Source organism: Pseudomonas sp. LPB0260, assembly GCF_013388395.1.
Window position 1 is genome coordinate 449964 of sequence record NZ_CP058247.1, and the last position, 25742, is coordinate 475705.

The 25742-nt window shown below is 63.9% G+C and carries 22 protein-coding genes and 1 pseudogene; 12 read left to right on the top strand and 11 right to left on the bottom strand.

All coding sequences use genetic code 11. The annotated features are described in order from the left end of the window. Positions 1–29 precede the first annotated feature (29 nt). A complete protein-coding gene (locus LPB260_RS01895) occupies positions 30–683 on the top strand; it encodes a hypothetical protein (protein WP_208706958.1) in 654 nt (217 codons plus the stop codon). On the opposite strand, the gene LPB260_RS01900 is transcribed toward LPB260_RS01895, so the two are convergent. Further along, entirely contained in the window at positions 673–2058 is a 1386-nt protein-coding gene (locus tag LPB260_RS01900) for a phenylacetate--CoA ligase family protein (RefSeq protein ID WP_208706959.1), read from the bottom strand. The genes LPB260_RS01895 and LPB260_RS01900 overlap by 11 nt on opposite strands. Then, on the bottom strand, positions 2052–3257 hold the full coding sequence (locus LPB260_RS01905) for a cytochrome P450 (protein WP_208706960.1): 1206 nt from the start codon (positions 3255–3257) through the stop codon (positions 2052–2054). Before LPB260_RS01905 ends, LPB260_RS01900 begins: the two co-directional genes overlap by 7 nt. A gap of 63 nt (positions 3258–3320) precedes the next feature. Between LPB260_RS01905 and LPB260_RS01910 the strand changes: the two genes are divergently transcribed. Next, complete coding sequence (locus tag LPB260_RS01910; protein WP_208706961.1) at positions 3321–5819, top strand: autotransporter domain-containing protein; 2499 nt, start codon at positions 3321–3323, stop codon at positions 5817–5819. Positions 5820–6054: 235 nt separating this feature from the next. Here LPB260_RS01910 and LPB260_RS01915 read toward each other — a convergent pair whose 3' ends face one another. The 4 genes from LPB260_RS01915 to LPB260_RS01930 form a co-directional block, all read right to left on the bottom strand. Further along, positions 6055–6909, bottom strand: coding sequence for an alpha/beta fold hydrolase (locus tag LPB260_RS01915; RefSeq protein ID WP_256625441.1), 855 nt, complete (start codon positions 6907–6909; stop codon positions 6055–6057). Continuing rightward, the gene (locus LPB260_RS01920) at positions 6909–7415 is read right to left on the bottom strand and encodes an invasion associated locus B family protein (RefSeq protein WP_208706962.1); all 507 of its coding nucleotides are present in this window, start codon (positions 7413–7415) and stop codon (positions 6909–6911) included. Before LPB260_RS01920 ends, LPB260_RS01915 begins: the two co-directional genes overlap by 1 nt. 133 nt (positions 7416–7548) lie before the next feature. Further along, positions 7549–8478 carry a ZIP family metal transporter gene (locus LPB260_RS01925; protein ID WP_208706963.1) on the bottom strand — a complete coding sequence of 310 codons (930 nt, stop codon included), beginning with the start codon at positions 8476–8478 and terminating at the stop codon, positions 7549–7551. A gap of 165 nt (positions 8479–8643) precedes the next feature. Next, positions 8644–8946 (bottom strand): DUF1883 domain-containing protein, encoded by a 303-nt coding sequence (locus LPB260_RS01930; RefSeq protein ID WP_208706964.1) that lies wholly within the window; start codon positions 8944–8946, stop codon positions 8644–8646. Positions 8947–9142: 196 nt separating this feature from the next. Here LPB260_RS01930 and LPB260_RS01935 point away from each other — a divergent pair, with 196 nt between their 5' ends. Both LPB260_RS01935 and LPB260_RS01940 read left to right on the top strand, forming a co-directional pair. After that, entirely contained in the window at positions 9143–10021 is an 879-nt protein-coding gene (locus LPB260_RS01935; RefSeq protein ID WP_208706965.1) for an alpha/beta fold hydrolase, read from the top strand. Between the two features lie 255 nt (positions 10022–10276). Next, positions 10277–11272, top strand: a pseudogene (locus LPB260_RS01940) (RNA methyltransferase); the annotation flags it as partial. An 89-nt stretch (positions 11273–11361) separates the two neighbouring features. Here LPB260_RS01940 and LPB260_RS01945 read toward each other — a convergent pair. Further along, positions 11362–14604, bottom strand: a complete 3243-nt coding sequence (locus tag LPB260_RS01945) for a DUF1631 family protein (RefSeq protein ID WP_208706967.1) — start codon at positions 14602–14604, stop codon at positions 11362–11364. A gap of 202 nt (positions 14605–14806) precedes the next feature. On the opposite strand from LPB260_RS01945, the gene LPB260_RS01950 reads away from it, so the two are divergent. Both LPB260_RS01950 and LPB260_RS01955 read left to right on the top strand, forming a co-directional pair. Continuing rightward, positions 14807–15274: an OsmC family protein gene (locus tag LPB260_RS01950; protein WP_208706968.1), complete on the top strand. Its 468-nt coding sequence runs from the start codon at positions 14807–14809 to the stop codon at positions 15272–15274. A gap of 110 nt (positions 15275–15384) precedes the next feature. Then, on the top strand, positions 15385–15609 hold the full coding sequence (locus LPB260_RS01955) for a DUF2970 domain-containing protein (RefSeq protein WP_208706969.1): 225 nt from the start codon (positions 15385–15387) through the stop codon (positions 15607–15609). On the opposite strand, the gene LPB260_RS01960 is transcribed toward LPB260_RS01955, so the two are convergent. Beyond that, on the bottom strand, positions 15610–16662 hold the full coding sequence (locus LPB260_RS01960; protein ID WP_208710013.1) for an ABC transporter substrate-binding protein: 1053 nt from the start codon (positions 16660–16662) through the stop codon (positions 15610–15612). Between the two features lie 533 nt (positions 16663–17195). Here LPB260_RS01960 and LPB260_RS01965 point away from each other — a divergent pair. Together LPB260_RS01965 and LPB260_RS01970 are read left to right on the top strand one after the other, a co-directional pair. Then, a complete protein-coding gene (locus LPB260_RS01965; RefSeq protein WP_208706970.1) occupies positions 17196–18854 on the top strand; it encodes a nitrite/sulfite reductase in 1659 nt (552 codons plus the stop codon). Continuing rightward, positions 18838–19335, top strand: a complete 498-nt coding sequence (locus tag LPB260_RS01970) for a DUF934 domain-containing protein (RefSeq protein ID WP_208706971.1) — start codon at positions 18838–18840, stop codon at positions 19333–19335. The genes LPB260_RS01965 and LPB260_RS01970 overlap by 17 nt, the downstream gene beginning before the upstream one ends. Before the next feature lie 252 nt (positions 19336–19587). On the opposite strand, the gene LPB260_RS01975 is transcribed toward LPB260_RS01970, so the two are convergent. Together LPB260_RS01975 and sohB are read right to left on the bottom strand one after the other, a co-directional pair. After that, complete coding sequence (locus LPB260_RS01975) at positions 19588–20580, bottom strand: YhdH/YhfP family quinone oxidoreductase (protein ID WP_208706972.1); 993 nt, start codon at positions 20578–20580, stop codon at positions 19588–19590. Between the two features lie 27 nt (positions 20581–20607). After that, positions 20608–21627, bottom strand: coding sequence for a protease SohB (gene sohB, locus LPB260_RS01980; RefSeq protein WP_208710015.1), 1020 nt, complete (start codon positions 21625–21627; stop codon positions 20608–20610). Positions 21628–21839: 212 nt separating this feature from the next. Here sohB and LPB260_RS01985 point away from each other — a divergent pair, with 212 nt between their 5' ends. The 4 genes from LPB260_RS01985 to LPB260_RS02000 all read left to right on the top strand — a co-directional run bounded on the left by LPB260_RS01985 (position 21840) and on the right by LPB260_RS02000 (position 24998). Then, the gene (locus tag LPB260_RS01985) at positions 21840–22550 is read left to right on the top strand and encodes a histidine phosphatase family protein (RefSeq protein WP_208706973.1); all 711 of its coding nucleotides are present in this window, start codon (positions 21840–21842) and stop codon (positions 22548–22550) included. 58 nt (positions 22551–22608) lie between these two features. Further along, entirely contained in the window at positions 22609–22920 is a 312-nt protein-coding gene (locus LPB260_RS01990; RefSeq protein ID WP_208706974.1) for an SCP2 sterol-binding domain-containing protein, read from the top strand. Positions 22921–23128: 208 nt separating this feature from the next. Next, a complete protein-coding gene (locus LPB260_RS01995) occupies positions 23129–24196 on the top strand; it encodes a phosphotransferase family protein (protein WP_208706975.1) in 1068 nt (355 codons plus the stop codon). Positions 24197–24230: 34 nt separating this feature from the next. After that, entirely contained in the window at positions 24231–24998 is a 768-nt protein-coding gene (locus LPB260_RS02000; protein ID WP_208706976.1) for an SDR family oxidoreductase, read from the top strand. Positions 24999–25061: 63 nt separating this feature from the next. Here LPB260_RS02000 and LPB260_RS02005 read toward each other — a convergent pair whose 3' ends face one another. Then, on the bottom strand, positions 25062–25709 hold the full coding sequence (locus LPB260_RS02005; protein ID WP_208706977.1) for a hypothetical protein: 648 nt from the start codon (positions 25707–25709) through the stop codon (positions 25062–25064). Positions 25710–25742 lie beyond the last annotated feature (33 nt).

The window sequence follows — 25742 nt, forward strand, 5'->3', positions numbered from 1 at the left end:
TTTAATCACATCCTCGACGAGGAGCACCCTTGCTTACCATCAGGCCCGCGACCCCGGACGACCTTCCCGCAATCCTCAGGGTGGAAGACAGCTGGCATGAGCAGGGCCGTGCAGGGGCCGACAAGTTTCTCGCGCGCCTGGAGCGATTCCCCCAGGGGTTTTTCCTGGCCTGCGTCGGCGACTCCGCCGAGCAGGTGGTCGCGACCATCACGGCCATGCCGATCCGCTACCAGGCCGATGACGTGAGTCACTTCAGCAACTGGGATGCGGTTACCGGCAATGGCTACCTCGCGCCTTTCGACCTGGCGGCCTGCAATGCGCTCTATATCGTCTCCGGGGTGATCGACCAGCGCTACCGCGGCCAGGATATCTTCGCCCCCATGGTCCTGCGTGAGGTGGCCCTGGCGCAGAGCCTCGGCCTGCGCTACGTGCTGGCCGGCGCGGTACTGCCCGGCTATGCCAAGCACTGCCAACGCCACGGCGAGTGCCCGGCCCACGACTACTGCGCCAGCCGGCGAGGCCAGCACCTGCTCGACCCGCTGCTGGCCATGTACGAAGCCATTGGCTTTGCCGTGCCCGACGCGCGCCATGTCATCGCCGAGTACTTCCCGGACGATGCCAGCCGCAACCATGCCGCGCTGGTGGTCCGTGACCTGCACGCCCGGCCGCTGCTCAACCGCTAATCAGACTGACGAAGTCCTCGTATTTGCCACTGGGGCCGCGCGGAATTTCCGCCGGGAAACTGAAGCGCACGCGGAAGGGATGGCCCAGATTGCGCTGCATCAAGGCGCTGACGGCGGCCTGCTCGGCGGCATCCAGCGGCCGCTCCAGCACCAGCTTGAGCTCGACCTCCTCCAGGCTGTGCTGCACACACTGAAACTGATGCACCTTGACCCCGGTGGCGCGGGCGATATCGCCGTGCTCGCCCAGGTAAGGGAACAGGCTCTCCCCGCTCGGCAGCTGCAGGCGATTGCGTTTGCGCCCATGAATCCGGCGGATCACCGGCAGGCCGCGGCCACAGCCACAGGCTTCGCCAAACTCGGCCATGTCACCGACCTCGTAGCGAATCAGCGGGGTGGCGAAGTTGTGCAGGCTGGTGATCAGCACCTGGCCGATCTTCCCCGGCGGGCACGGCACGCCCTGCTCGTCGACGATCTCGAGGATGACGTTCTCGGCCTGCACGTGATACTCGCCGCTGACCGGGCATTGCAGCGCCAGGTAGCCGGCCTCCTCGCAGGTATAGATGTCCACCACCTTGGTCTGCCAGGCGGCCTCGATCTGCCGGCGCTGGGTCTGCCCCAAGGTTTCGCCGATCGTGCGGATCTCGCGCACCCCGGGTAGCTCAACGCCCTGCGCCTGGGCATAGCCTGCCAGCGCCACCAGGTTGGAGGGGAAGGACACCAGATAGTCCGGCTGCTCGCGGCGCAGCCAGTCGAGCTGCTGGGCCAGCGTCGCCGCCACGTTCAACGAGCAGGAGGGTCCCGTGGCAAACAGCGGCGCGACGATGACGCCCCAGTTGGGCTCGCTGGCGCCGCCAGGCGCCTCGGCCACGCCACGGGAATACCAGCGAATGGCGCCGAGCTTGCCGGCGAAGTCACGGCCATGCCAGAGGTGATCGCGCAGGGCGAAGGCCAGCCAGAACGTGCGGGTTACGGCGGTACGGGCAAAGCGCACGGCGCGGCCGGTCGAGCCGGACGTCTTGCCGAACTCCATGGCGCCATGCTCGGGCGGCAGCGCCCCGCTTTCGATGGCCTGTTCGGCCTGCTGAATCGCCTGGCGAGTGGAGATGGGAATCTGCCGGAAAAATTCGGCATCGATGCGCTCGGGAATCTGCAAACCGTGCTCGCCGAACAGGCGCCGATAATAGGGCACGGTGGCGGCCGCATGCCCAAGCAAGGCCCGCAGCTGCTCGAACTGGTGGCCCTGCAGGCGCTCCGGCGACCACCATTGCGATGCCTCCAGCTGATACTGCAGAGCCAGTTGCATGGCACCGTGGCCGTCGGCGATCGCCGGGAAGCGAATCCCGCTCAGGCGGGACAGTGGCAGCTGATTCAACATTTAAGTTCCACCTTCATCTCCAGCGACTCCAGGCTGCGAAAGGCCGACAGGTCGCGCCAGCGATAGTCGAGCACTTCCAGGTGCCGAATCCGGGGCAGCAGCTCACCGAAGGCAATCCGCGCTTCCAGGCGCGCCAGCCATACGCCCAGGCAATGGTGAATACCGGCACCGAAGGCCATGTGACGATTGTTGCGGCGGGCGATATCGAAACAGTCCGGGTCGGTGAAGACCGCCGGGTCGCGATGAGCCGCGCCGATCAGCGCGGTAACCAGGGTGCCCGCCGGCACCGGGTAGCCGGCGAACTCGGTATCCACGGTGCTCCAGCGGCTGAGTTTCTGCAGCGGGCTTTCGACCCGCAGCATTTCTTCCAGCGCACCGTCCAACAGCTCCGGCTGCGACTGCAAACGGGCCAGCTGCCGCGGGTGCTGCGCCAGCAGCAGCAGGCCGCTGGCCAGCCAGTTCTTGGTGGTTTCGTGCCCGGCCCACAGCAGGAACATGCAGCCGCAGAGGAACTCTTCTGCACTCAGGTTCGCGCCCGCCGTGGCGGCCACCCTGTTGATCAGGCAGTCGTCCGGCAATTGCTCGCGCCGGGCGATCAGCCCCCTGAAGTACTCGGCCAATTCGCGGGCCACCCCCTCCCCCTCACCCAGCGCCTCCGGCGTGCCACTGTCCAGCGCCGTGGTCAGCCCCAAGGCCCAGGCGTGGATGCGCGGTATGTCCGCCAGCGGCACACCCAGCACGAGCGCGATGACCCGCACCGGCAGCGCGAAGGCAAAGTCGTCGACCACCTCCAGGCGCCCATCGGCTGGCCAGCACGCCAGCAAGTCGCGCACCTGCCGACGAACCAGAGACTCCAGTGACTTGACCGCCGCCGATCGGAAGGGAGCGGCGAAGGCTTTGCGTACCCGCCCATGGTCGGGAGGGTCCATAAAGACCATCCAGCGACCGATCATGCTCTCCAACACCCCAGGAGCTTGCTCGCCTGCTGAAAAGGGCAAGTCACTGCCCGGCGCCGTGCGGCTGAAGGCCGGATCGCTCAACAGCCGCAGACAGTCCTCATGGCGGGCGAGATAAACCACCCCGTCCTCATTGCGGAACACCGGAGTGCCGCGCTGCAGGTCGCGGTAATACTCATAAAGCCCAAGGGAACAAGTATTCAAGGTGACAACCGAATCTAGTGGTGGTGGGAGGAATGGCATATCGATAGTATTGGGTAATTTTTGCGAACCTTATCGCAATAAATAATCAAGGATGCCCTTTTTATGCCAAACGGTCACTCGCCCCGCCCGCAGTGGAAAACCACCGCCCTGCACAGCGCCATTGCGGCCCTGTGCGCCAACGGTCTGTTCGTCAACCAGGCTCAGGCTCTTCCCAGTTGCGGCCCGACCGTCAATGAAAGCCAGAGCAGCCAGTGCATACCCTATGGCTGGGATGACGTGACCGTCGCGACGGGTGTAGAAATCACCACCAGCAACGAGGCCGCCGTGCTGTACTTCGACGATCTGGGTGGGTACTCCGAGGAGAACCTAATCGGGAGCCTGACCAATAACGGCAGCATTTTTGGCGAGGATGCTGCTGGCGTTTACATTGGTCACGACCTAATAGGCGGCCTAACGAACAATCGCGGGATTATTTCGAACAGCTTTGGTGAGGACGCTGTTGGGGTTTATGTTGGCCGCAACTTGATGGGCAGCCTAACCAACCATGGCGATATTACTGCCAACGCCGACGGCGGCGAAGGCATAGGGATCCGCATTGACGGCGCGCTTAACGGCAGATTGATCAACAACGGCACCATCTCAGCCGCCGCTGACGGCGGCGAAGGGATCGGGGTGAGTGCGGAGTTTGTCGGCGCCAGCGGCACACTGGACAACGGGGCCGACGCGATCATCGCGGCCACCGGCCAGTGGGCGGCAGGTATATTTTCCTCTGGCCTCAGCGGCACCCTGAACAATAGCGGGCTGATCAGCGCGGGGCAGGACGGTAATGCTGAGTTGGCAGAGGCGGTGGTGGTCGAGTACTTTTCCGGCACGCTGAACAACCTTGGTCAAATCAGCGCACGTGCCAATGGCGGCCTGGCTGTCGGCTTTTTGTTCGGCAACATGAATAACAGCACGTTGAACAACTACGGCACCATCGAAGGCCTTGCGACAAATGGTGGTGGGGGCTTTTCGCTGGCCGGATTCGGTTCAGAAGGTCTCAACAGCAACATCACCAACCATCAAGATGGCGTGTTGCGCGGCGGCATCTACCTCGGTGGCTCGAGTATCCATCTCAGCAACGCCGGGCTGATCGACCTCTCGAATATGGGCTACCGTAGCGAAGTGGCCGGCAACTTCACCCAGACCGAAACCGGCACCCTGCGCATCATGGCCGCGGGCGACGGCGAGAATGAATACAGTCAGCTTTATGTTGGCGGCACGGCCACTATCGCCGGCAAGGCCTTTGTCGATGTCCAGGACGTCAAGAAGAAACTGTCCTTCGGACAGACCCTCTACAATGTGGTCTACACGGATTCCGAGACGGGCTACTTAACCGGCAACTTCTCGACGGTCGAGGACAACAGCGCGCTGTTCAACTTCCAGAGCCTGGCAACCGAAGGCGAAGACGGCCATATCGACTTCAAGATCGTCAAGGCCATGACCGCCGTCGATGCGGTGAATGCCAACAACAATCCCAAGGGCCTCGGTGCCGCAGGCGCGCTGGACCGGATCATCGACCGCGGCGCATCCACCCCGAACATGCAACGCGTTGTCGATGCACTGGGCAGACTCGGCACCGAGCGGCAGGTTTCCGACGCGGTCTCCCAGACCATGCCGCTACTGGCTGGCAATAGCGCCATCGCCTCGAACTCGGCACTGACCGGCATCAACCGGGTCATCCAGTCGCGTATCGAGTCCAACCGCGGCATGTCCTCGGGCGACGCGTTCTACGGCGACCACAAGGTCTGGCTCAAGCCGTTCGGCTCGCTGGCCGACCAGAACGATCGCAACGGCGCGACCGGCTTCGAGGCCAACACCGCCGGCCTGGCGCTGGGGGTCGACGGCACCGTGTCCGACGCCACCCGTATCGGCGTCGCCTTCGCCTACGCCAAGGCCGATATCGACGGCAACTCCAAGGTCGCGCCGAACAGCGCCGAGGTGGATGTCTATCAACTGCTCGGTTACGGCAGCCACAGCCTGGACCGGGACATGGAACTGAACTTCCAGGCCGGTATCGGCCAGAACAACACCGCGGGCAAGCGCGACATCCTGTTCCTGGGCGAGACCGCCAAGGCCGAATACAGCAGCCTGGTGGCCACCGCCGGCGTCGGCCTGGGGCGTACCTACGCACTGAGCGAGAGCACCGACTTCACCCCGTCGGTACGCGCCGACTACACCTGGATCAAGGACGAGGGATACACCGAGAAAGGCTCGAGCGCCAACCTCAAGGTGGATTCGCGCAGCACCGACGAGCTGATCCTCGGCCTGGACGGTAAGCTCAGCCACGAGTTCATGCCAGGCATGCGCGTCAGCGCCAACCTGGGCGTGGGTTATGACGCCCTGAACAGCCAGTCCAGCATCACCGCCAGCTTTGCCGGCGAGCCAGGGGCAGCCTTCACCACCCGTGGACTGGAGCCGAGCCCGTGGCTGCAGCGCGCCGGCCTGGGCTTGACCAGCAACACCGATAACGGCATGGAAATCTCGCTGCGCTACGATGCCGAGCACCGTGAGAGTTTCCTGAACCAGACCGCTTCTCTGAAGCTGCGCTGGGATATCTAAGCCCTCATCGGCAACAGCAAGAATCCCCGTACTGGCTCGCCAGTGCGGGGATTTCTTGTTTCAGGCAGCAAGAAAAGTCGGGCCAGGGGGCGCAACGCGGCGGCCCCGGCCGGCATCTGAAGATAACTAGCCAGCGGTGCTCAATCCGCCGACAGGGGGGCTCAGTCTCGAATGCCTCGCCCCTGCTCTGCGCGCCTGCACGAAGGGCATCGATGCCCATCAACGCGCATCACGCTCAGGGCGCGACATCCCGCAGCAAGTCAGGCCACTGCTCGACCCAGCAGCAATGATGGTCGAACGTCGGCATGACCTTGATGGACAACGGCGCGTCCGGGGCAAAGCGCCCGGCATAGGCACGCGCGACCGCCGCCCCGATGATCCGATCCTGGCCGCCGACAAAGTGGGTTTGCGGCAGCGCCTGCAGCTGCGCCGAGGCGTCCGCCGGATTGAGCGAGCCCTCCAGCGGAGACAGACGCTGATCGGTGGTCCAGGTACGGTGGTCGAGGTTTCCGGCAACGGTGACCAGGCGCTCGACATCGCGGCGCTGCGCAGCCACCAGACTCGCCACCGCCGCCCCACCGGAATAACCGACCAGCACCAGTCGCTGCGCGCCGAAACGCTGCTTGAGCTGCTCGATGGCGCGGGCACTGGCGTCCACCACCTCGGGGGCGAAACGTTGGCCGGTCCAGTATTTGCGCTGGCAGCCATGCCTGGCGGCCCCCGCGACGAACTGACAGGGTCGAGCCAGATAGACCGCGGCTCCGGAAGGGTCGCGCAGCGCCAACTTCAAGGCCAGCGGATTCAGCGGCGTGGGGTCGAGGGACGGCGTGGAGGCATTGATCCAGGCCAGGCCATCGCCTTCGATATAGACGGTCAAGCTGTCCGTCTGGCGCAGTCCAGGCGGAACGAAGGCGGCCAGCACGAATGCTCCTGCGTCGAGATCGAGCCGTTGCCAGCCGGCTTCCGTGGCGGTCATCGCCGAGGCCGCGCGGCGCGCCTGCAGGTCACCACCGATGCAGGCGCTCAGCAGGGCACAGAGGAGGATTGCGGCCAGCCCCTTGCCGCCTCGGCCAACGACTGTCGGCAGCATCACTCGAGCCCGGCCGCCTTGATGCCCGCCGCCAGTCCCTTCAGCGACCCGGTCAAGGTGATCGGCCGCTTGCCGCCCGCGACACTGAAGCTGACCGCGATCTTCTGCCCCGCCTTCAGACGCTTGATCGTGTCCTTGTCGGTCTTGAACCTGGCGATGCAGCCTTGCTGGGTGCAGGTCTGCAGGGTCAACGGGAATGCCTTGCCCTGGTCGATGCTGCCCTGCACGCCTTGTGGCAGATGGATGCCCAGCGGCAGCAAGGCGGTCAGCAGCACCTCGTTGTTCTTCTCATTGCGCGCCAGGCTGAACTTGACCAGGCGGCGGTTGTCCTGCTGGGAAACCAGGCTTTGGCTCAGGGCACAGAGCGTCTTGCCTTCGGCGAGCGCCATGCACTCGAACACCCAGTCGCCAAAGACATCACCCACCTTGGGTGCGGCGCTCGCCGCCACGGGAACGAGAAACAGCGCCAAGCTCGCATTGCGCAGCCATACCCAGGTCTTCTTCATATTCTTCCCCTCCAATAATGTAGAGACTGCCCCACCGCAGCCCGATGACAACAGAGCCGCGCCATGATGCCTTGCCTCATGCCCCGCTGTCGCTGGCGGCGCCCCGTTCGAGCGGCAAGCTACTGCCTGCCGATCAGCCCAGGGCGGTATCGAGGAACATCATCACCGCAAAGCCGCCCATCAATCCCAGGGTGGCCGGGGTCTGGTGGCCATTGCGATGGGTTTCGGGAATGATTTCGTGGGAGACCACGAAGAGCATGGCGCCGGCCGCCAGCCCCAGGCTCAGTGGATAGGCGATCGCGTAGCCACTGGACATGCCGAGCCCGACCAGGGCACCGAGCGGCTCCATCAGGCCACTTGCCGCCGCCACGAGCGCCGCCCTCAGCGATGACAAACCCGTGCTGCGCAGCGCCATCGCCACGGCCAGGCCCTCGGGAATGTCCTGAATGGCGATGGCGCTGGCCAGGGGGATGCCCACGCCAAGATCACCGCCGGCGAAGCCGACACCGATGGCCATCCCCTCCGGCAGGTTGTGCAGGGTGATGGCGAAGACGAACAGCCAGACCCGATTGAAGCGTTCGCAGTCCGGACCGCACGGGCCGACGCTCTCGTGCTCATGGGGAGTCAGGTAATCCAGTCCGAGCATCAACAGCACCCCAAGCCCCAGGCCGAGCGCCACGGTGCCGGCCGCCAGGTAGCTATTGCCGGCGATCGTCTCGGCCGCGGCCAGCCCAGGCAGGATCAGCGAGAAGCAACTGGCAGAGAGCATCATGCCTGCCGCGAAGCCGAGCATGACATCCTGGGTACGGGTAGAGATGTTGCGCAAGCCGATGGCCAGCAGCGCCCCCAGGGCGGTGCAGGCGAAACCGGCGCCGCCGCCGTAGAGCGCATAGCGCAGCCGCTCGCCCCGGCCGCCATCGAAAGCACCGACACCGCTGGTGGCCAGCAGCCAGAGGATCATCAGTAGCGAAACCCCGAGGCCCAGGGTTATCCGCGGATGGGCCTTGGCCTCGGCCAGCCAGGCGCGCCAGAAGGAAGAATGATCGCTATGCGCCGTCTCCATGCGGTGACTCCTCGACAACTCTGGCCTCGGAGCCCCAAGGCCGACTATTTGATAGATCGCGCCGCGCTGAGGCCCCATGCGCAAGCCTTGGCGGTCCGGCTCATCGCGCGGATGCGCCGCGCCGACGCCGCACTCCCCACCTGCGGGCCGGGTGCCCGGCCGACCTCAGCTCAGGCGCGAGTCCGAGCGGCGAATGATCTTGATGGAATGCTTCAGCGTCGGCTTGCGGGTCACGCTGATGGCCTTGCGCGTCACCGTGTCGATGGTGATGTTCCAGAATCCGCTGCTGGGCACGGTGATCTTGGCCGGAAACTTCTCGAACGCACCGCCGTGATAGGTGTGCCGGCCGCCGTTCTTGAAGCTGCGAAAATTCGCGTCGTTCATCAGGCGGATGTTGCAGGTCTGCGAGCACTCGATGACGACGATGTCGTCCTCGTTGAGGTGTTCGCGCTGGTGTATGAATTTCATCTACCGCTCCACGCAGTGTGTAAGCCAAAACAAAACGACAGCTGACATCGGCAGGGTCGCAGTGACTGAAGGTTGTTCGCTTGGATCTGGCCTGAGCCATGCAGCTGTGTGCGGCTCGCCGCTCATTGCCACTGGCAAATGCACTAAGCGGCGCATTATAAACTGATCCCTCGCGCCCCCAGGAACGCCCGGCACCATGTTCGCAGAAGATTTCCAGACGCTTTCCCTGCAAACCAGCGGCACCACCATTCACCTTACCCATGGTGGCGCGGGCGACCCCCTGCTGCTGCTGCATGGATATCCGCAGACCCATGTCATCTGGCACGCCATGGCCGAACGCCTGGCGCGCCACTACCACATCATCTGTCCGGACCTGCGGGGTTACGGCGACAGTGGCAAACCGCCAAGCGCGGCGGACCATTCGCCCTACGCGAAGCGAGCGATGGCCCTGGACATGGTCGAGATCATGGAGCAGCTGGGCTACCGGGACTTCTTCGTGGCCGGACACGACCGCGGCGCCCGCGTGGCGCATCGCCTGGCCCTGGACCACCCACAGCGGGTCAGGAAACTCTGCGTGATGGACATCGTGCCGACCCGGCACATGTTCGCCACGACCGACCAGCACTTCGCCAGCGGCTATTACCACTGGTTCTTCCTCATCCAGCCCGACGGCCTGCCGGAGCGCATGATCGGCGCCGATCCAGGCTACTACCTCAGGGAAAAGCTCAAGCGCTGGAGCGCCCCCGGCGCGCGATTCGCCGAGGACGCGGTAGCGCAGTACCTGCGCTGCTTCAGCCGTCCGGAAACCATTCACGCCACCTGCGAAGACTACCGCGCAGCGGCAAGCATCGACCTGCAGCACGATGAAGCCGATCGCGACCGTAAGGTCAGCTGCCCACTGCTGGCCTTATGGGGCAGCAAGGGCTTCGTTCACCGCACCTACGACGTGCTTGGGGTATGGCGTGACTATGCCAAGCAGGTTGAAGGCGGGCCCATCGATTGCGGCCACTTCCTTCCCGAAGAGGCTCCGGAGCAAGTCGCCGAGCAGTTGCTGCGGTTCTTTGGCACTCGGTAGAAGCTGGCCTGAACAAGACCAGGGCCTCGCACGCTCCGACAGGTTTCGCGCTGCCGATCATCGGCAGCGCCATGGATGCACTGGCCACGGTCGCAACCCTGGACGCCGTCCTGCACCTCCATGGCCATTGCGCCTCATACCGCCAAGGCACAGCCGCGGCCGGCCAGGTTGCCCGTACCTTGCGGCCAATCCGTGGCAAGCCTGGCGATAAACAACCTACGCGCCGGCGCTGCCCGGTGGTAGCATTCGCGCGCCATGCATATCCACGACCTCAGCCAACAGCTCGCCGACCTCGGCGCCAAGCCCCAGCATTCCGGGCGGATCATTCGTGCCTGGCTCCAAGGCAAGCCGCTGGACAGCGGTACGCGTAATCAGCCCAGCGAGAACTTTCTGCCGCTCAGCGTGCGCCAAGGCTTGCCGGAGCTGACTCAGCGGCTCGCAGCGCTGGCCCGGCTGAGTTCCGAGCATCCGGGCGGCGACGGCTCGGCGCGGCTGCTGGTGGAGCTGGGCGACGGCCAGATGGTGGAAAGCGTGCTGTTGCCCCGCGATGGCCTGTGCGTCTCGAGCCAGGTCGGTTGTGCGGTTAGTTGCGTGTTCTGCATGACCGGCAAGAGCGGCTTGCTGCGCCAGCTGAGCAGCGCCGAAATCGTCGCCCAGGTGGCGCTGGCCAGGCGCTTTCGCAGCGTCAAGAAGGTGGTGTTCATGGGCATGGGCGAGCCGGCGCACAACCTCGACAACGTGCTGGAGGCCATCGACCTGCTCGGCAGCGAAGGCGGCATCGGCCACAAGAACCTGGTGTTTTCCACGGTCGGCGACATGCGAGTATTCGAGCGCCTGCCCCAGCAGCGGATCAAGCCGGCGCTGGCGCTTTCCCTGCACACCACCGACGCCGAGCTGCGCCGACAGTTGTTGCCGCGGGCGCCGCAGATCGATCCTGAGGAGCTGGTCGAACTGGGCGAGGCTTATGCCCGCACGGTCGACTATCCGATCCAGTACCAATGGACCCTGCTCAAGGGCATCAATGACAGCCAGGAAGAAATGGACGGCATCCTGCGCCTGTTCAAAGGCAAGTTCGCCGTGCTCAACCTGATCCCCTACAACAGCCTGGAAGCCGACGAGTTCCAGCGCCCCGAAGGGGATCGCATCGTACAGATCGTCCGCTACCTGCACAGCCGGGGCGTGCTGACCAAGGTGCGCAACTCGGCCGGTCAGGATATCGACGGCGGCTGCGGCCAGCTTCGCGCCCGGGCCGCAGCGCTGCCCCCCGCCAGCGACGCTCAGACTGAGTCGAACCGCCCGCCTCGCGGAACACCTCAAGGCGCCTGGAGCTCTTGCTTCGCTCAACAGGGGGCGAGTACCCGCGCCTCCTCCTCCAGCCAGTCATGCAACTGCCTCGGCATCTGTACGCCGTAGCCCTGCACGTAATCCACGCCCATCTCCGCCAATCGAGCACGTATCGAAGGGGTCTCGACGTACTCGGCGACCGTTCGCCGCCCAAGGGCATGGGCGATCTCGTTGATCGAGCGGACCATGGCCAGATCGCTCGGCGAGCGCTCGATTTCCTTGACGAAGCTGCCGTCGATCTTCACGTAGTCCACTGGCAGGCGCTTGAGGTAGTCGAAGGAGGAGAACCCGACGCCGAAGTCGTCGATCGAGAATGTGCAGCCGGAGCGCTGCAGATGGCGTACCAGGTCGGCGGTCTTGGCAAGGTTGGCGACGGCGGCCGTCTCGGTCAGCTCGAAACAGATGCGGCGCGGATCGACGGCGTAGCGCTCGAACAGGCTTTCGATGAACCCCAGCAACCTGTCGTCGTTCAAGCTGCTGCCAGACAGATTGATAGAAAGGCCAGAGCAACGCTCCCACAGCTGCGGATGACGCTCCAGCTCGATGAATATCCGCCTGAGCACCCAGCGATCGACCTTGGTCATGCGATGGTAGCGTTCGGCCGCCGCGATGAAATCCTGCAGGGACAGCTCGTTCTGCATTACCAGCAGCAACTCGTAATGCGGCAGCTCCTGGGAGTCGGGCGACGCCGGGGCAATCTGCTGCACGCGCAGCGAGAGATCCTCGCGCTCGACGATATCATCGACCCGCGCGGCAATCGCCAGCAGGCCGGCATGACTATCGTCTTGCGCCGAATTGAAACAATGCACACGGTTGCGCCCGCCCTCCTTGGCACTGTTGCAAGCACTCTGCAGGTCGAAGAACAGATTGGCGACATCGTGCCGCTCGGCGGCCTCGACTACGCCGATGCTCAGCGTCAAACCATGCTTGTGACCCTGCCATTCGAAGCCCTCGGCTTCGATACCCAGCCGTAGCGCCTCGCCAAGCTCGGCGGCGCGTTTCTCTGCGCAAGCCGGCAAAACCGCGGCGAACTCCACCCCGCCGACACGCGCCATGCAGCTGGCAGCAGGCAGATATTCACTCAGTCGGCTGGCGATCTGCCGCAGGCAGGCGTCCCCAGCCACAGGCCCGGCATGGCCATTGATCAGGCTGAACTGGTCGATATGCGCCATCAGGAAGGACGGCGCCACGCTGGCGGACAGGCTTTCCGCCAGCGCCCCTTCGAAGCTACGCCGATTGAGCAGACCGGTGAGCTCGTCATGACTGCGGGCATGGGCTATCTCGCGATAGAGCTTGCCCACCATGTCCTGCAGGGTACGCTGGACCAGGCCCTCATCCGCCCCACCCTTGTCGCCGACCAGCAGCGCACCTTCGGCGAGCTCCCTGGCCAGGCCGGCCAGGCCATAGCTGCCCTTCTCGCTTCCCTGTGCGTCGACGAGTACATAGTGATCCATCTGCGCATTGCGCCAGATCAGCTGCAGAGGCTGGCCGTCAGCGGTACGCAGCCAATCGCCCTGCTTCAACCCCTCGATCTGCTCACGCCAACGCAGCAAGGCGCTGGGCATCGCCGGTTTAGGCTTGGACAAGCGAGGGGGCGCAACCAGCTCCACAGGTTTCATACCGAACAGTTGCTCACGCATCCGCACCAGTACCGAGGCGTGCTGAAAATGCCCGACGCTGAACTCGTCCATGCGCCGACGCAGCACCTTCAGCAAGTGCTCGATCTCATAGGCCCAGCCCGCCTGACTGGCATCACCTTGCGCAGCTTCGGCCTCGCGCAGGCGCTGCATGAGCAACTCCGTGAGGGCCGAATCGCCCCTCCAGGTGTCCTTGTCACTGCCTGCGCTGAGCTCTTCGTGAACCAGCAAATCGCGCCAACCGACGTCCAGCCACTCCAGCATGACCTTGGGAACCTGTTTGCCGCATAGCCGGGCCAGCTTGATGGCTACCTTGCGCTGCGCGGTCTCCAGAATGTCGCGACCGCGATGCGACTGCATCACGCGCTCGGCGCTGCGGCGATAGGCACGTTGCTGCATGTTCAGCAGCTCATCCAGCTCGGCATCGCAGGCGGTGAATGCCGCTAAATCTCCGCGATATTCACCTGCGATGCGCTCCACCAGCTGTTCCAAACGGGCCTCGAGCACCTTGTTCGGCGGCTCACAGTAATCACACAGGCGCAAGATGCGATCGAGTGACGCCCGCACCGGATGCCCGGCATCGGCGATAGCCCCAGGCTCCTGCAAGGTGGCGGTCAGGACCGGCAACAGCAGACGCTGCAACACCGGCTGCAGTGTCGGCGCCACCTCGGCCTGTCGACTCAGCGCCTGGAACACCTCGCTTACCAGATGGGCATCCTCGTGCTGACGAGGGGTCAAAGCGCAGCCTTGCTGGTCGAGCCGCGCCAACACTGCCTCGGCCGCCCAACCACCTTTCGGGGCTCGCTGACTGAGCAGCCCGGTCAGCGCTTCCACGACCGGGACGGGGCTTACCTCTTGTTCCAGCTCCATCGCGCCCGACAGCTCTGTCGAAACCGCACGGCGCAGGTGCCGAATGGCCCGGTAGGTGGCCTCGGAATCTGCGGTGGAAATCGTACGCGGTGCCTGAGGCACAGCTACCAATAGTTTTGGTTGCGCCAGCGGCTGCACCTGGGCGGCGTCGAACTCGGCTACCAGGGCCTGCAGGTATGGCAACAGAGCCGTGGCTAAAACGCGACTGGCCTCCGCCTGGAACAGGACTCGAACGGGCAAAGGCTGTATGCGCATCTGGAGTCCGGCCTGAAGCTGGCGCAGCAGGAATTCCAGCGACAATGGGTGGTCGGCATCCGCCACATAATGGCCGACCAGACGATTGAAACAACCACAAACGCGCCCTTCGAGCTCGCCAACATTCTCCCGCAAGCGGCCGACGACACGTCGAGCCATCAATAGGTCCTCGACCTCCTCGTCGTCCACCAGGCGCCATGCGCTGAGATTGCCCGGCATCGTCGACTCATCCGCGCTCTCCGGTGACAGGCAGCGAAGAACCGACGAGCAAGTGCTCACCAGTACTTGCTTGCCCTGAACCTTGCAGTAGCGCAGGAAGTCCTCGCAGGCCTGCACGTCCTGATTGGACAGCTCCCTGCAGTCCTGATCGACCAAGGCCTGGCTGAGCGCCTGAAGCAACTCGCGCAATGCCTCGGGAAGATGGCGGCGAATGATCGATTCAAGCGCTGACGCTAGCGGAGTGGAAATCAAACGCACGCCCCCTGCATGTCATAGCGTTCCGGCTGAGACTATAGCTGCTTCCAGGCGTCTAGCAGAGCCCTCTGCGAAAGCATAGACGCGCCTCGACCTGCTCGCGACCAGCCTGGCCAGCGTTTCCGCCAACTGAGGATCGACGGCTGGCAAAGCCTCCGATCCCTGGCAATAATGACCGCCCGCAATGCTCATGAAGGTACAGGGAATGACCGAATACAGTGTCCAGGTCGTATGGGAACGTGCCGACCAAAGCTTCCTCGATAATCGCTACAGCCGCGCCCACCGCTGGCACTTCGATGGTGGCCTGGAGGTGCCCGCGTCCTCTTCGCCCCACATCGTGCCGCTGCCCTGGTCTGACGCCCGGGCGGTTGACCCGGAAGAGGCCTTCGTTGCATCACTATCGAGCTGCCACATGCTGTGGTTCCTGTCGCTGGCCGCCGCCCAGGGGTTTCAGGTAGATCGCTACGAAGACCAGCCCCTCGGGATCATGGCCAGAAATGCCGAGGGTCGACTGGCCATGACCGAAGTCGAGTTGCGCCCACGCACCACCTTCGCTGGCGAACAGCAGCCGAGTATCGAGCAACTTCTGGCCCTGCATCACAAGGCCCATGACGAATGCTTTATCGCCAACTCGGTAAAGAGCGAAGTACGCTGTAATCCGGTGATTGGTTAGGGCCGCGCAGCTATCCGGAATTGCGCCCGGCACGCCCAGGCGCGCCGGCTGCGCAAAGGCGCGACGATGGCTCAGGGCGCAACACCCATGCTGGATACCGGGAGGGGACCATGACCGACAAGCACGACCAGGACGCACGACCTCTGACTTGGCGGGAAATGCTGCGCAGCGTGTTGGCCGCCGCCTTTGGCGTTCAGAGCAGCAAGCAGCGGGCCCGGGACTTCAGTCGCGGCAAACCGAGCCACTTCATCATCCTCGGCGTGCTCTGCACTCTGGCATTCGTACTGCTGCTGGTTGCCGTCACCAAGTTGGTGCTGCACTTCGCCGCCCCATGATCACTCCAGCAACGGCTGCACCGAGAAGCTGTAGTTGGTCATGCCGGGCTGCTGGAGGGCACTGAACTTGCGAAAATCGATTCCGTAGCCCGGCACCTGCAGTCGCTTCGACAGGACCGCAGCCTGCTCGGCGTCGAGCAGGCTGAACACCGGATCGACGCGGTCCTTGCCGCCCCGCTGCGCGAAATCCTCTCCGGCATGGTAGTCATGCAGCAGCACCATGGCCCAGCCGCCCAGGGTGAAATGCCCGCCCACCAGCGCCGCCAACTGGCCCGAAGCCCGCGCCTGGAGCACCTCCTGCGAGTTGTTCAATGCGGAAAAATGCAGGTCCTTGCCCGGCTGCCGGCCAAGCTCCTGCGCCGCGCGCATCGCGCCGAAGGCCATTTCATCATTTGCGGCCCACACCAACTGCGTATCGGCGTAACGCGGCAATAGCAACAACGCCTGCTGGTAAGCACGCTGACGGGCCCACTCGCCGTAGACCAGTTGCCGCAGCTTGACTTCAGGATGCTCCGCCAGGGCCCGGTGCAGCCCTTCCTCCCGCAGGGTGGCGGAAGGGGTATGGCGGACACCGGAAAACGCCAGCATCTGCGCGGGACGGCCATCGAGCTTGGCGATCAAAGCCTTGCCCATGAGGTAGCCGGCCTCGCGATCATTGGGGATCAGGCTGCCGATCCAGTGCCGGTAACGCTCGCGCGTACCGCCCATCAGCCCCTGTTGCTCGGGCGTCAGAGTGCTGTGCAGGGCGAACAGCCTGACGGGGCTGTTTGCGAACAGTCGGAGCAACTCCGGCCCGGTATACATTTCATTGACGAAGATCAGGTAGTCCGGTTGCTCGGGTTCGGCCAGCACCTGCCGCGCGTTGTTCAGCAGTCGCTCGCGATCTCGTTCGCCGTAGATCACGCGCAGGCGCATACCAAGGCTGTCGGCAGCCGCCTGCATGAAATCGCTGTAGCCGACCCAGAACGGTTCCTTGGAATAGCCCGGATTGAGAAACACGACGGAGGCATCCGATCCCCCGGAGCCGCCTTTCTCGGTTGCAGCTTGCGCCATGCCCAGCACAGCGGCCAACGCGATGACGAAGAAAACCCTCACCCCTGATACGACCATGCTGCGCGCCCCAAAAATAACCGCGCTCAGTATAAAGGCAGGGTTGGAGGCAGCGTGCCACCTCCCGTCAGACGCGCCAAACAGGGCTGGCTGCCAAACCCGGAAACCCGCCCTGCCCCCACGACAACTATTGCTGGCTGACCCAGAAAACCGCAGTACCGACGACTATCAGGATCAGGACGAAAATGGCCCTGGCGTCGACGACGCTGTCGCGGTTGTCCGGCTGGGTGTGTTCGGTCATTGGCTAGCCCCTTTTTGTGCTTATGGTCGGTTTGCCCCTGCAGTTAAGACCAGCGCAACGCCATGCTCAAGCGGTGGGGTTATGCTCCCCCTCTACTTAGCGTTAAAGGTTCTTTCCATATACTCAAACATCACTTTTGCGCATAACCCTGAGCTGGTATCTTCCCCCGACTCCTTACGGAGAGCGCGGCCGTGCGCGCTGATTTGCTGCAAGCAGCCTGATAACAGGACCCTTCATGTACGTATACGACCAGTACGACCAAACCATCATCGAGGACCGCGTCAAGCAGTTCCGTGATCAAACCCGCCGTTATCTGGCTGGCGAGCTGAGCGGCGAAGAGTTCCGCCCGCTGCGCCTGCAAAATGGCCTGTACATTCAGCGCTATGCGCCGATGCTGCGCGTCGCCGTGCCCTACGGCCTGCTGTCCTCGGCGCAGGTGCGCATGATGGCCAAGATCGCGCGCGACTACGACAAGGGCTACGCCCATATCAGCACCCGGCAGAACGTCCAGTTCAACTGGCCGGAGCTGGAAGATGTGCCGGAGATTCTCGCCGAGCTGGCCACCGTGCAGATGCACGCGATCCAGACCAGTGGCAACTGCATCCGCAACACCACCACCGACCAGTTCGCCGGCGTGGCCAAGGACGAGATCGTCGATCCGCGCCCCTGGTGCGAGATCATTCGCCAGTGGTCGACCTTCCACCCCGAATTCACCCACCTGCCACGCAAGTTCAAGATCGCAGTGAACGGCGCCGTCAGCGACCGCGCCGCGATTGAAGTACATGACATCGGCCTGGAAGCGGTGAAGAACGACGCCGGCGAGCTGGGTTTCCGCGTGTCGGTCGGCGGCGGCCTCGGTCGTACCCCGGTGGTCGGCAGCTTCATCAACGAGTTCCTGCCCTGGCAGCACCTGATCAGCTACCTCGATGCCATCCTGCGGGTCTACAACCGCTACGGTCGCCGCGACAACAAGTACAAGGCGCGCATCAAGATATTGGTCAAGGCCCTGACGCCCGAGGTGTTCGCCGAGCGCGTCAACGCCGAGTGGGCGCACCTGAAGGACGGGCCCACCACCCTGACCGAAGCCGAAGTGGCCCGCGTTGCCGCCCATTTCGTCGACCCGGACTACCGGGACCTGCAGGACCAGGAGGCCAGCCTGGCACAGCTCGACAGCGAGCACCCGGGCTTCGCCCGCTGGCGCCAGCGCAATACCTTCGCCCACAAGAAGCCCGGCTATGTCGCCGTGACCCTGTCACTCAAGCCAACCGGGGTCGCTCCGGGCGACGTCACCGACAAGCAGCTGGACGCCATCGCCGACCTGGCCGACCGCTACAGCTTCGGCGAGGTGCGCAACAGCCATAACCAGAACATCATCCTCGCCGATGTCGAACAGGCGCAGCTGTTCACCCTCTGGGGCGAACTGCGCGAGCAGGGCTTCGCCACGCCGAACGTCGGCCTGCTGACCGACATCATCTGTTGCCCGGGCGGCGACTTCTGCTCCCTGGCCAACGCCAAGTCGATCCCGGTAGCCGAGGCCATCCAGCGCCGCTTCGACGATCTCGACTACCTGTTCGACATCGGCAACATCGACCTGAACATCTCCGGCTGCATGAACGCCTGCGGCCATCACCATGTCGGCCATATCGGCATCCTCGGCGTGGACAAGAAGGGCCAGGAGTTCTACCAGGTCTCCCTCGGCGGCAGCTCCGGTCGCGACGCCAGCCTGGCGCAGATCCTCGGCCCGGCCTTCGCCCAGGACGACATGCCGGACGTGATCGACAAGATCATCAAGGTCTATGTCGAGCAACGCAGCGAAGAAGAAAGTTTCCTCGACACCTTCCGTCGTGTCGGTGTCGCACCGTTCAAGGAGCGCGTATATGCAGCGAATCATTAAGAACGGCCAGATAGTCGACGAAACCTGGCACCTGCTGCCCAAGGACGCCAGCTTCGACGAACTGCCCAACTGCGACGACCTGATCGTGCCCCTGGCCATGTGGGTCGATCATGGCCATGCCCTGAAGGCCCGCGACGGCGGCCTGGGCGTATGGCTGGAAGCTGGCGAGGAGATCGAGGAGATCGCCGATCAGCTGGACAACTTCCAGGTGATCGCCCTGAACTTTCCGGCCTTCACCGATGGCCGTCACTGCTCCACTGCCTACCTGCTGCGCACCCGCTATGGCTACAAGGGCGAAGTACGTGCCATCGGCGACATCCTGCGAGACCAGCTGTTCGCCCTCAAGCGCTGCGGCTTCGATGCCTTCGCCTTGCGTGAAGACAAAGACCCGCAGGATGCCCTGAAGGCGTTCGAGGAGTTCAGCGAGGTGTATCAGGCCTCCAGCGACCAGCCGCTGCCGCTGTTCCGCCGCCGCGCCTGATCGATCCGCCATACGAAGAAGCCCCGCCTTGCGGGGCTTCTTCGTTTCAGGCCCTGACGCTGCCCCGCATCGCGTCGCAATTGGTCGACTTTCGCCCTGGCAACACCATGGCCCGGCGCGGCTCGCAAAGGCTCTGGGCACTGCCTATGCCAGCGATAAAACGGTATCTCGCGGCGACATCACGCCGCACATCAGCCAGGCCTGAAACGCAGAGGCCCGGTCGAACCGGGCCTCTTTTCTTCACGGCATCAATCAGTCGAGCTTGACCAGCACACGGCCAACCTGCTGGCCGCCGAGTATCCGCCCGATGGCTTCCGGCAGTTGCGCCAGGCTGACCTCTGTGACCAGTTGCTCCAGGCCCTCGAGCTTCCATTGCAGCGACAGCTTGTCCCACATGGATGCCTTGACCACCAGGGGCAACTCCACCGAGTCGACACCGAGCAGGTTGACCCCGCGCAGGATGAACGGCAGCACGTTGCCCTTGAAGGCGACTCCGGCCGTCAGGCCGCAACAGGCGACACTGCCGCCGTAGCGCAAGGCCTTGACCACATTGAACAGGATGTCGCCGCCCACGGTATCCACCGCGCCGGCCCACTGCTCCTTGAGCATCGGACGCTCGCCGCCCTCCTGCAGCTCGCTGCGCAGCACGATGCGCTCGGCGCCCAGCTTCTTCAGGAACTCACCTTGCTCCGCCTTGCCGGTGGATGCCGCCACCTGGAAGCCCAGCTTGGCCAGCAGGGCCACCGCGACGCTGCCCACGCCCCCAGTGGCGCCGGTGACCAGAATGGGCCCGGCATCCGGGCTGACGCCTGCCTGCTCCAGCTTGTCGACACACAGCGCCGCGGTCAGGCCGGCGGTACCGAGCACCATGGCCTCGCGCAGAGACAGACCCTTGGGACGCTTGAGCGCCCAGGCCGCGGGAATGCGGATGTACTGGCCGAAGCCTCCCGCCGTATTCATACCCAGGTCGTAGCCGGTGACAATCACCTCATCGCCAGCACCGAACTCGGCGACGCTGGATTCCTCGACCACGCCGGCGGCATCGATGCCCGGCGTATGGGGGAACTGCTTGGTCACCCCGCGATTGCCGCTGGCGGACAACGCATCCTTGTAGTTCAACGAAGAGTACTGGACCCGAATCAGCAGCTCTCCGGCGGGTAACTCGCTGGTGTCACGCTCGACTATCGCCTGCTCGAACTCACCCGCCAGGCCTTCGCAAGCCTGCAATGCCAAGAACTTACCCATGTCGATACTCCTGTGACAGAAAATGGATTACCAGAAGCGCTGCTGGTTGAGGCGACTGAGCCAGTTCAGCAGGAAACGATCCAGGGCCATGCCGGCCGCCAGGCCGATGCGCTCCTGCAGGCTCTTTCTGGCGACGAAGTGCAGGTGGTACAGCTCGGCCTCCCTGGCCCGTGCGGCGAGGTATTCATCGCTGGTCTTGAGCTCATCGACCAGTTCCTTCTCCAGCGCCGCCAAACCCAGCCAGACTTCGCCCGTGGCGACTTCGTCGATCCGCAGTTGCGGGCGATAACGGGAAACGAAGCCCTTGAACAGCTCGTGGATGCTTTCCAGGTCGTCCTGGAACTTCTCCCGCCCCTTCTCGGTGTTCTCACCGAAGACCGTCAGGGTGCGCTTGTACTCACCAGCGGTAAGCACCTCGAAGTCGATGTTGTGCTTCTTCAGCAGGCGGTGCACGTTGGGCAGCTGCGCCACCACGCCGATCGAGCCGAGAATGGCGAAGGGCGCGGAGATGATCTTCTCACCGACGCAGGCCATCATGTAGCCGCCGCTGGCCGCGACCTTGTCGATGCACACGGTCAGGGGCACCCGCGCCTCGCGAATCCGCGCCAGTTGCGAGGCGGCCAGGCCATAGCTGTGCACCATGCCCCCGCCACTCTCCAGGCGCACAACCACCTCGTCCTGCGGCTTGGCCATGCTCAGCACGGCGGTGACCTCATGCCGCAGCTGGTCGACGGCAGAAGCCTTGAGGTCTCCATGGAAGTCCAGCACGAAGACCCGCGACTTGTGCCCGGCGGATTTCTTCGCCAGTTTCTCCGCCTTGGCCTCGGCCTTGTGCAGGCTCTTGAGCTGGTCCTTGTCCAGCACCGCCTGCTCCAGGCGCTGGCGCAGCTCCTTGTAGAAGTCGTTGAGCTTGTCCACCTGCAGCTGCCCGGGAGCCTTGCGCCCTTTGCCGCGCAACGCGACGCCTGCCGCCAGCAACACCAGCACGGCGACCACCAGGGTCACCACCTTAGCCAGAAAGCCCGCGTAATCAGCCAGAAACTCCACGTCCATCCCCCTCGTTGTCCATTCCAGTGCTTGGCCTCGCGCCGCGCCCGTGACGCTCAAGCATACCGACGCCGCCAGCCGCCGGCCACCTGCCTCGCCCGAGCCTCGACGACGCAGCGGACAATTCAAACAAGCGTATGTTTTTTCGTTGACAGCCCCCTGCGTTCCCCATAACCTCGCGAGACTTTCACCGCACCGGGACAGCAGCGGACGTGGGCAGCATCTACCTGATCCGACATGGTCAAGCCTCGTTTGGCGCCGACGATTACGACGTGCTGTCGCCCATCGGCATCCGCCAGGCCGAAGTGCTGGGCGCGCACCTTGCCGAGCTTGGTTTGCGCCTGGACCGCAGCATCAGCGGTGACCTGCGCCGGCAACAGCATACCGCCAACGCCGCCATGAGCCGATTGAGCGAAGCGGGAATCGCCGTACCGCCGCTGGAAATCGATGCAGCATTCAACGAGTTCGATGCCGATGCGGTGATCCGCGCCCTGCTCCCCGACTTGCTCCCCGAACAACCCGAAGCCCTGCAGGTGATGCGCAACGCCGCGCAGAACCGCGCCGAGTTCCAGCGCCTATTCGCTCTGGTGATCGGCCGCTGGCTTTCCGGTGACTACGACCAGCCCGGCCTGCAGAGCTGGCCAGGCTTTGTCGAGCAGGTGCAGGCCGGCTTTGCCCGCCTGCTGGAAAAGGCCGAGCGCGGACAGAACATCGCCCTGTTCACCTCCGGCGGTACCATTACCGCGCTGCTGCACCTGGTTACCGGCGTGGCGCCGGACAGGGCCTTCGAGCTGAACTGGCAGATCGTCAATACCTCCCTGAGTTGCCTGAAATTTCGCGGCAACCAGGTGAGCCTGGCTTCCTTCAACAGCCATGCGCACTTGCAGCTGTTGAAGGCGCCGGAACTCATCACCTTTCGCTGAGTACCGGCCCACTGCGCCCGACAGGGCGCGAGAAAAACTGAAAACAAAGGAAGAAACCATGAGCGTTGCAGACATCGTCCAAACCATGCAGTCCAAGTTCAACGCCGGTGCCGCCGCGGGCCTGGACCTGGTATTCCAGTTCAACATCGAAGACGGCGAGAACCACTACCTGGTGGTCAAGGACGGCACCTGCGACGTGCAGCAAGGTGACGCCGAGAACCCCAACGTGACCCTGATCATGGACACCGAGACCCTGAAGGGCATCACCAGCGGCGAGACCGATGGCATGCAGGCCTTCATGGCCGGCAAGCTGCGCGCCGAAGGCGACATGATGCTGGCGATGAAGCTGGGCGAGCTGTTCCCGGTCTAAGCCTGGGCACTTATCCAGTCGCACGAGAAACCGGAGTCCATGGCTCCGGTTTTTTTTGCCTGGCGTCCAGCCGCTTGCCGCGAATCAGGCAGCTTGATTGCCCGGCAACACGCCCGCCTATAAAGGCGTGTCGCGCTTGAGGCGGCCGAGACACAGCATTAGATTAGCCAATGATCCAGGCCAACGATTATAAGCAGAAGGGATGAACATGGCGCTTACTGACCAGTCGACCGGTATCCGTGAGGGCGAAGAGCTCGACGCCGGCATCATCGACCCTTACCTCAAGGCGCAGATTCCTGGCCTGAGCGGCACGCCACGGATCAGCCAGTTTCCCGGCGGCGCCTCGAACCTCACCTACCTGCTCGAATACCCGGAAAAGGAACTGGTCCTGCGTCGCCCGCCGTTCGGTCACAAGGCCAAGTCGGCCCACGACATGGGCCGCGAATACCGTATCCTCAATCGTCTCAATGCCGGCTTCCCTTATTGCCCGAAGGCCTACCTGCACTGCACCGACGAATCGGTGATCGGCGCCGAGTTCTACGTGATGGAGCGGGTCAACGGCATCATCCTGCGCTCGGACATGCCGGCCGAGCTGAACCTCGACGCCGACAAGACCCGCACCCTGTGCAAGAGCTTCATCGACAAGCTGGTCGAACTGCACAACGTCGATTACCAGGCCTGCGGCCTGGCAGACCTGGGCAAGCCCGAAGGTTACGTGGAACGCCAGATCCGCGGCTGGAGCGAGCGCTACGAGAAAGCCCTGACCCCCGATGCCCCGCTATGGCAGCCGGTCATGGCCTGGCTTAAGGAAAAGCGGCCGGCCGACCATCACAAGCCGGGCATCGTGCATAACGACTACCGCTTCGACAACGTGATTCTCGACCCGCGCAACCCCATGCAGATCATCGGCGTGCTGGACTGGGAACTCACCACCATCGGCGATCCACTGATGGACCTGGGCAATACCCTGGCCTACTGGATTGAGGCCGACGATCCAGCCCCCGTTCAGTTGATGCGCCGCCAGCCGAGCAACGCCCCCGGCATGCTCAGCCGCCGGGAGTTCGTCGAGTACTACGCCGAACGCGCCGGCATAAAGATCGACTGCATCGACTTCTACTACACCTACGGGCTGTTCCGCCTGGCCGGCATCGTCCAGCAGATCTACTACCGCTATTACCACGGCCAGACCAGGGACCCCCGCTTCGCCCAGTTCGTTCAGATGAACAAACTGCTGGAGCAAATGAGCCTGCAAGTCATCAACCAGTCGCAGCTGTAATCCGCCTCGGCACCTTTAGAAGAAGGGAAAGCGCATGTCCAAGACCCAACTGTTCGACCTCGACGGCAAGATCGCCTTCGTCTCCGGCGCCAGCCGCGGCATAGGCGAGGCCATCGCCAAGCTGCTGGCCCAGCAAGGCGCCCACGTGATCGTCTCCAGCCGCAAGCTCGACGGCTGCCAGGCGGTCGCCGACGCGATCATCGCCGACGGCGGCCAGGCCACCGCCATCCCCTGCCATATCGGCGAGATGGAGCAGATTCAAGGCGTCTTCGCGCAGATCCGCGAGCAATTCGGCCGCCTCGACATCCTGGTCAACAACGCGGCCACCAATCCGCAGTTCTGCAACGTGCTCGACACCGACCTGTCGGCCTTCCAGAAGACCGTCGACGTGAACATCCGCGGCTACTACTTCATGTCGATCGAAGGCGGCAAGCTGATGAAACAGAATGGTGGCGGCAGCATCATCAACGTCGCCTCGATCAACGGCGTGTCGCCCGGCGAGTTCCAGGGCATCTATTCTGTGACCAAGGCCGCGGTGATCAGCATGACCAAGGTGTTCGCCAAGGAGTGCGCGCAGTTCGGCATCCGCTGCAACGCCTTGCTGCCTGGCCTGACCGATACCAAGTTCGCCTCGGCGCTGACCCAGAACGACGCCATTCTCAATATCGCCCTGCAACGCATCCCGCTCAAGCGCGTCGCCGCTCCCAGCGAGATGGCCGGCGCCGTTCTGTACCTGGCCAGCGATGCTTCCAGCTACACCACCGGGGTGGCGCTCAATGTCGATGGCGGCTTCCTCTCCTGAGCTGATTCCAAGCCACGAAAAAAAGGGACCCTAGGGTCCCTTTTTCGATTCCTGCTCAGGAGTCTACTGCCAGTCCTGCAACGCCTGTTTGGCTGCCTGGTTCAGCGGCTCCGCCAGCAGACCGGTCGACGTCAGGCTGACGGCGTACACCGCGCCGTCAGCCACCGGCAGGTAGGTCACGCGCAGCGCCTGGGGATCGAACATGAACAAGTCATGTTGGCCCAGCCGCAGCCAACGCCACAGGTCCACCCCATAGGGGCTGCGCGCCAATTCGACCCGGGCATGCTGGGCCTGCGACTGCTGCTCGATGGTGAGGAAACGTCCCGACAGCTTTTCCAGGCGGTAGCCCGGCTGCAGGCCGATCAACGCAGCCAGCCCCTTCCACTGCAGGAGCCGCGCATCCAGCTGCCACAGATCGCCCTGGAAGGTGAAACTGCGCTCGCGACGGCCCTCCAGCAGGCTGGCCCGATAGGCCGCCCCATCGGCCTGGAATGTCAGCGTCACCAGGGGCTTGCCTTCCGCGATCGGCTCGTAGCTGGACAGGTCATAGGCCACCAGGCCGACCACCCCGGACAAGGCGACGAACGCCAGGCCGCAGGTGCCGCGTAACCAGCCGAGCAACCAGCGTCCGCCGAACAGGATGCGCACGGCCACCGCTATCGCCAGCAGCGCCAGTAATGCGGTCGCCCATGCCAGACCGTCGTACTGCATAGATTCCATTCCTTCTACCGGGAAATGCCGGCA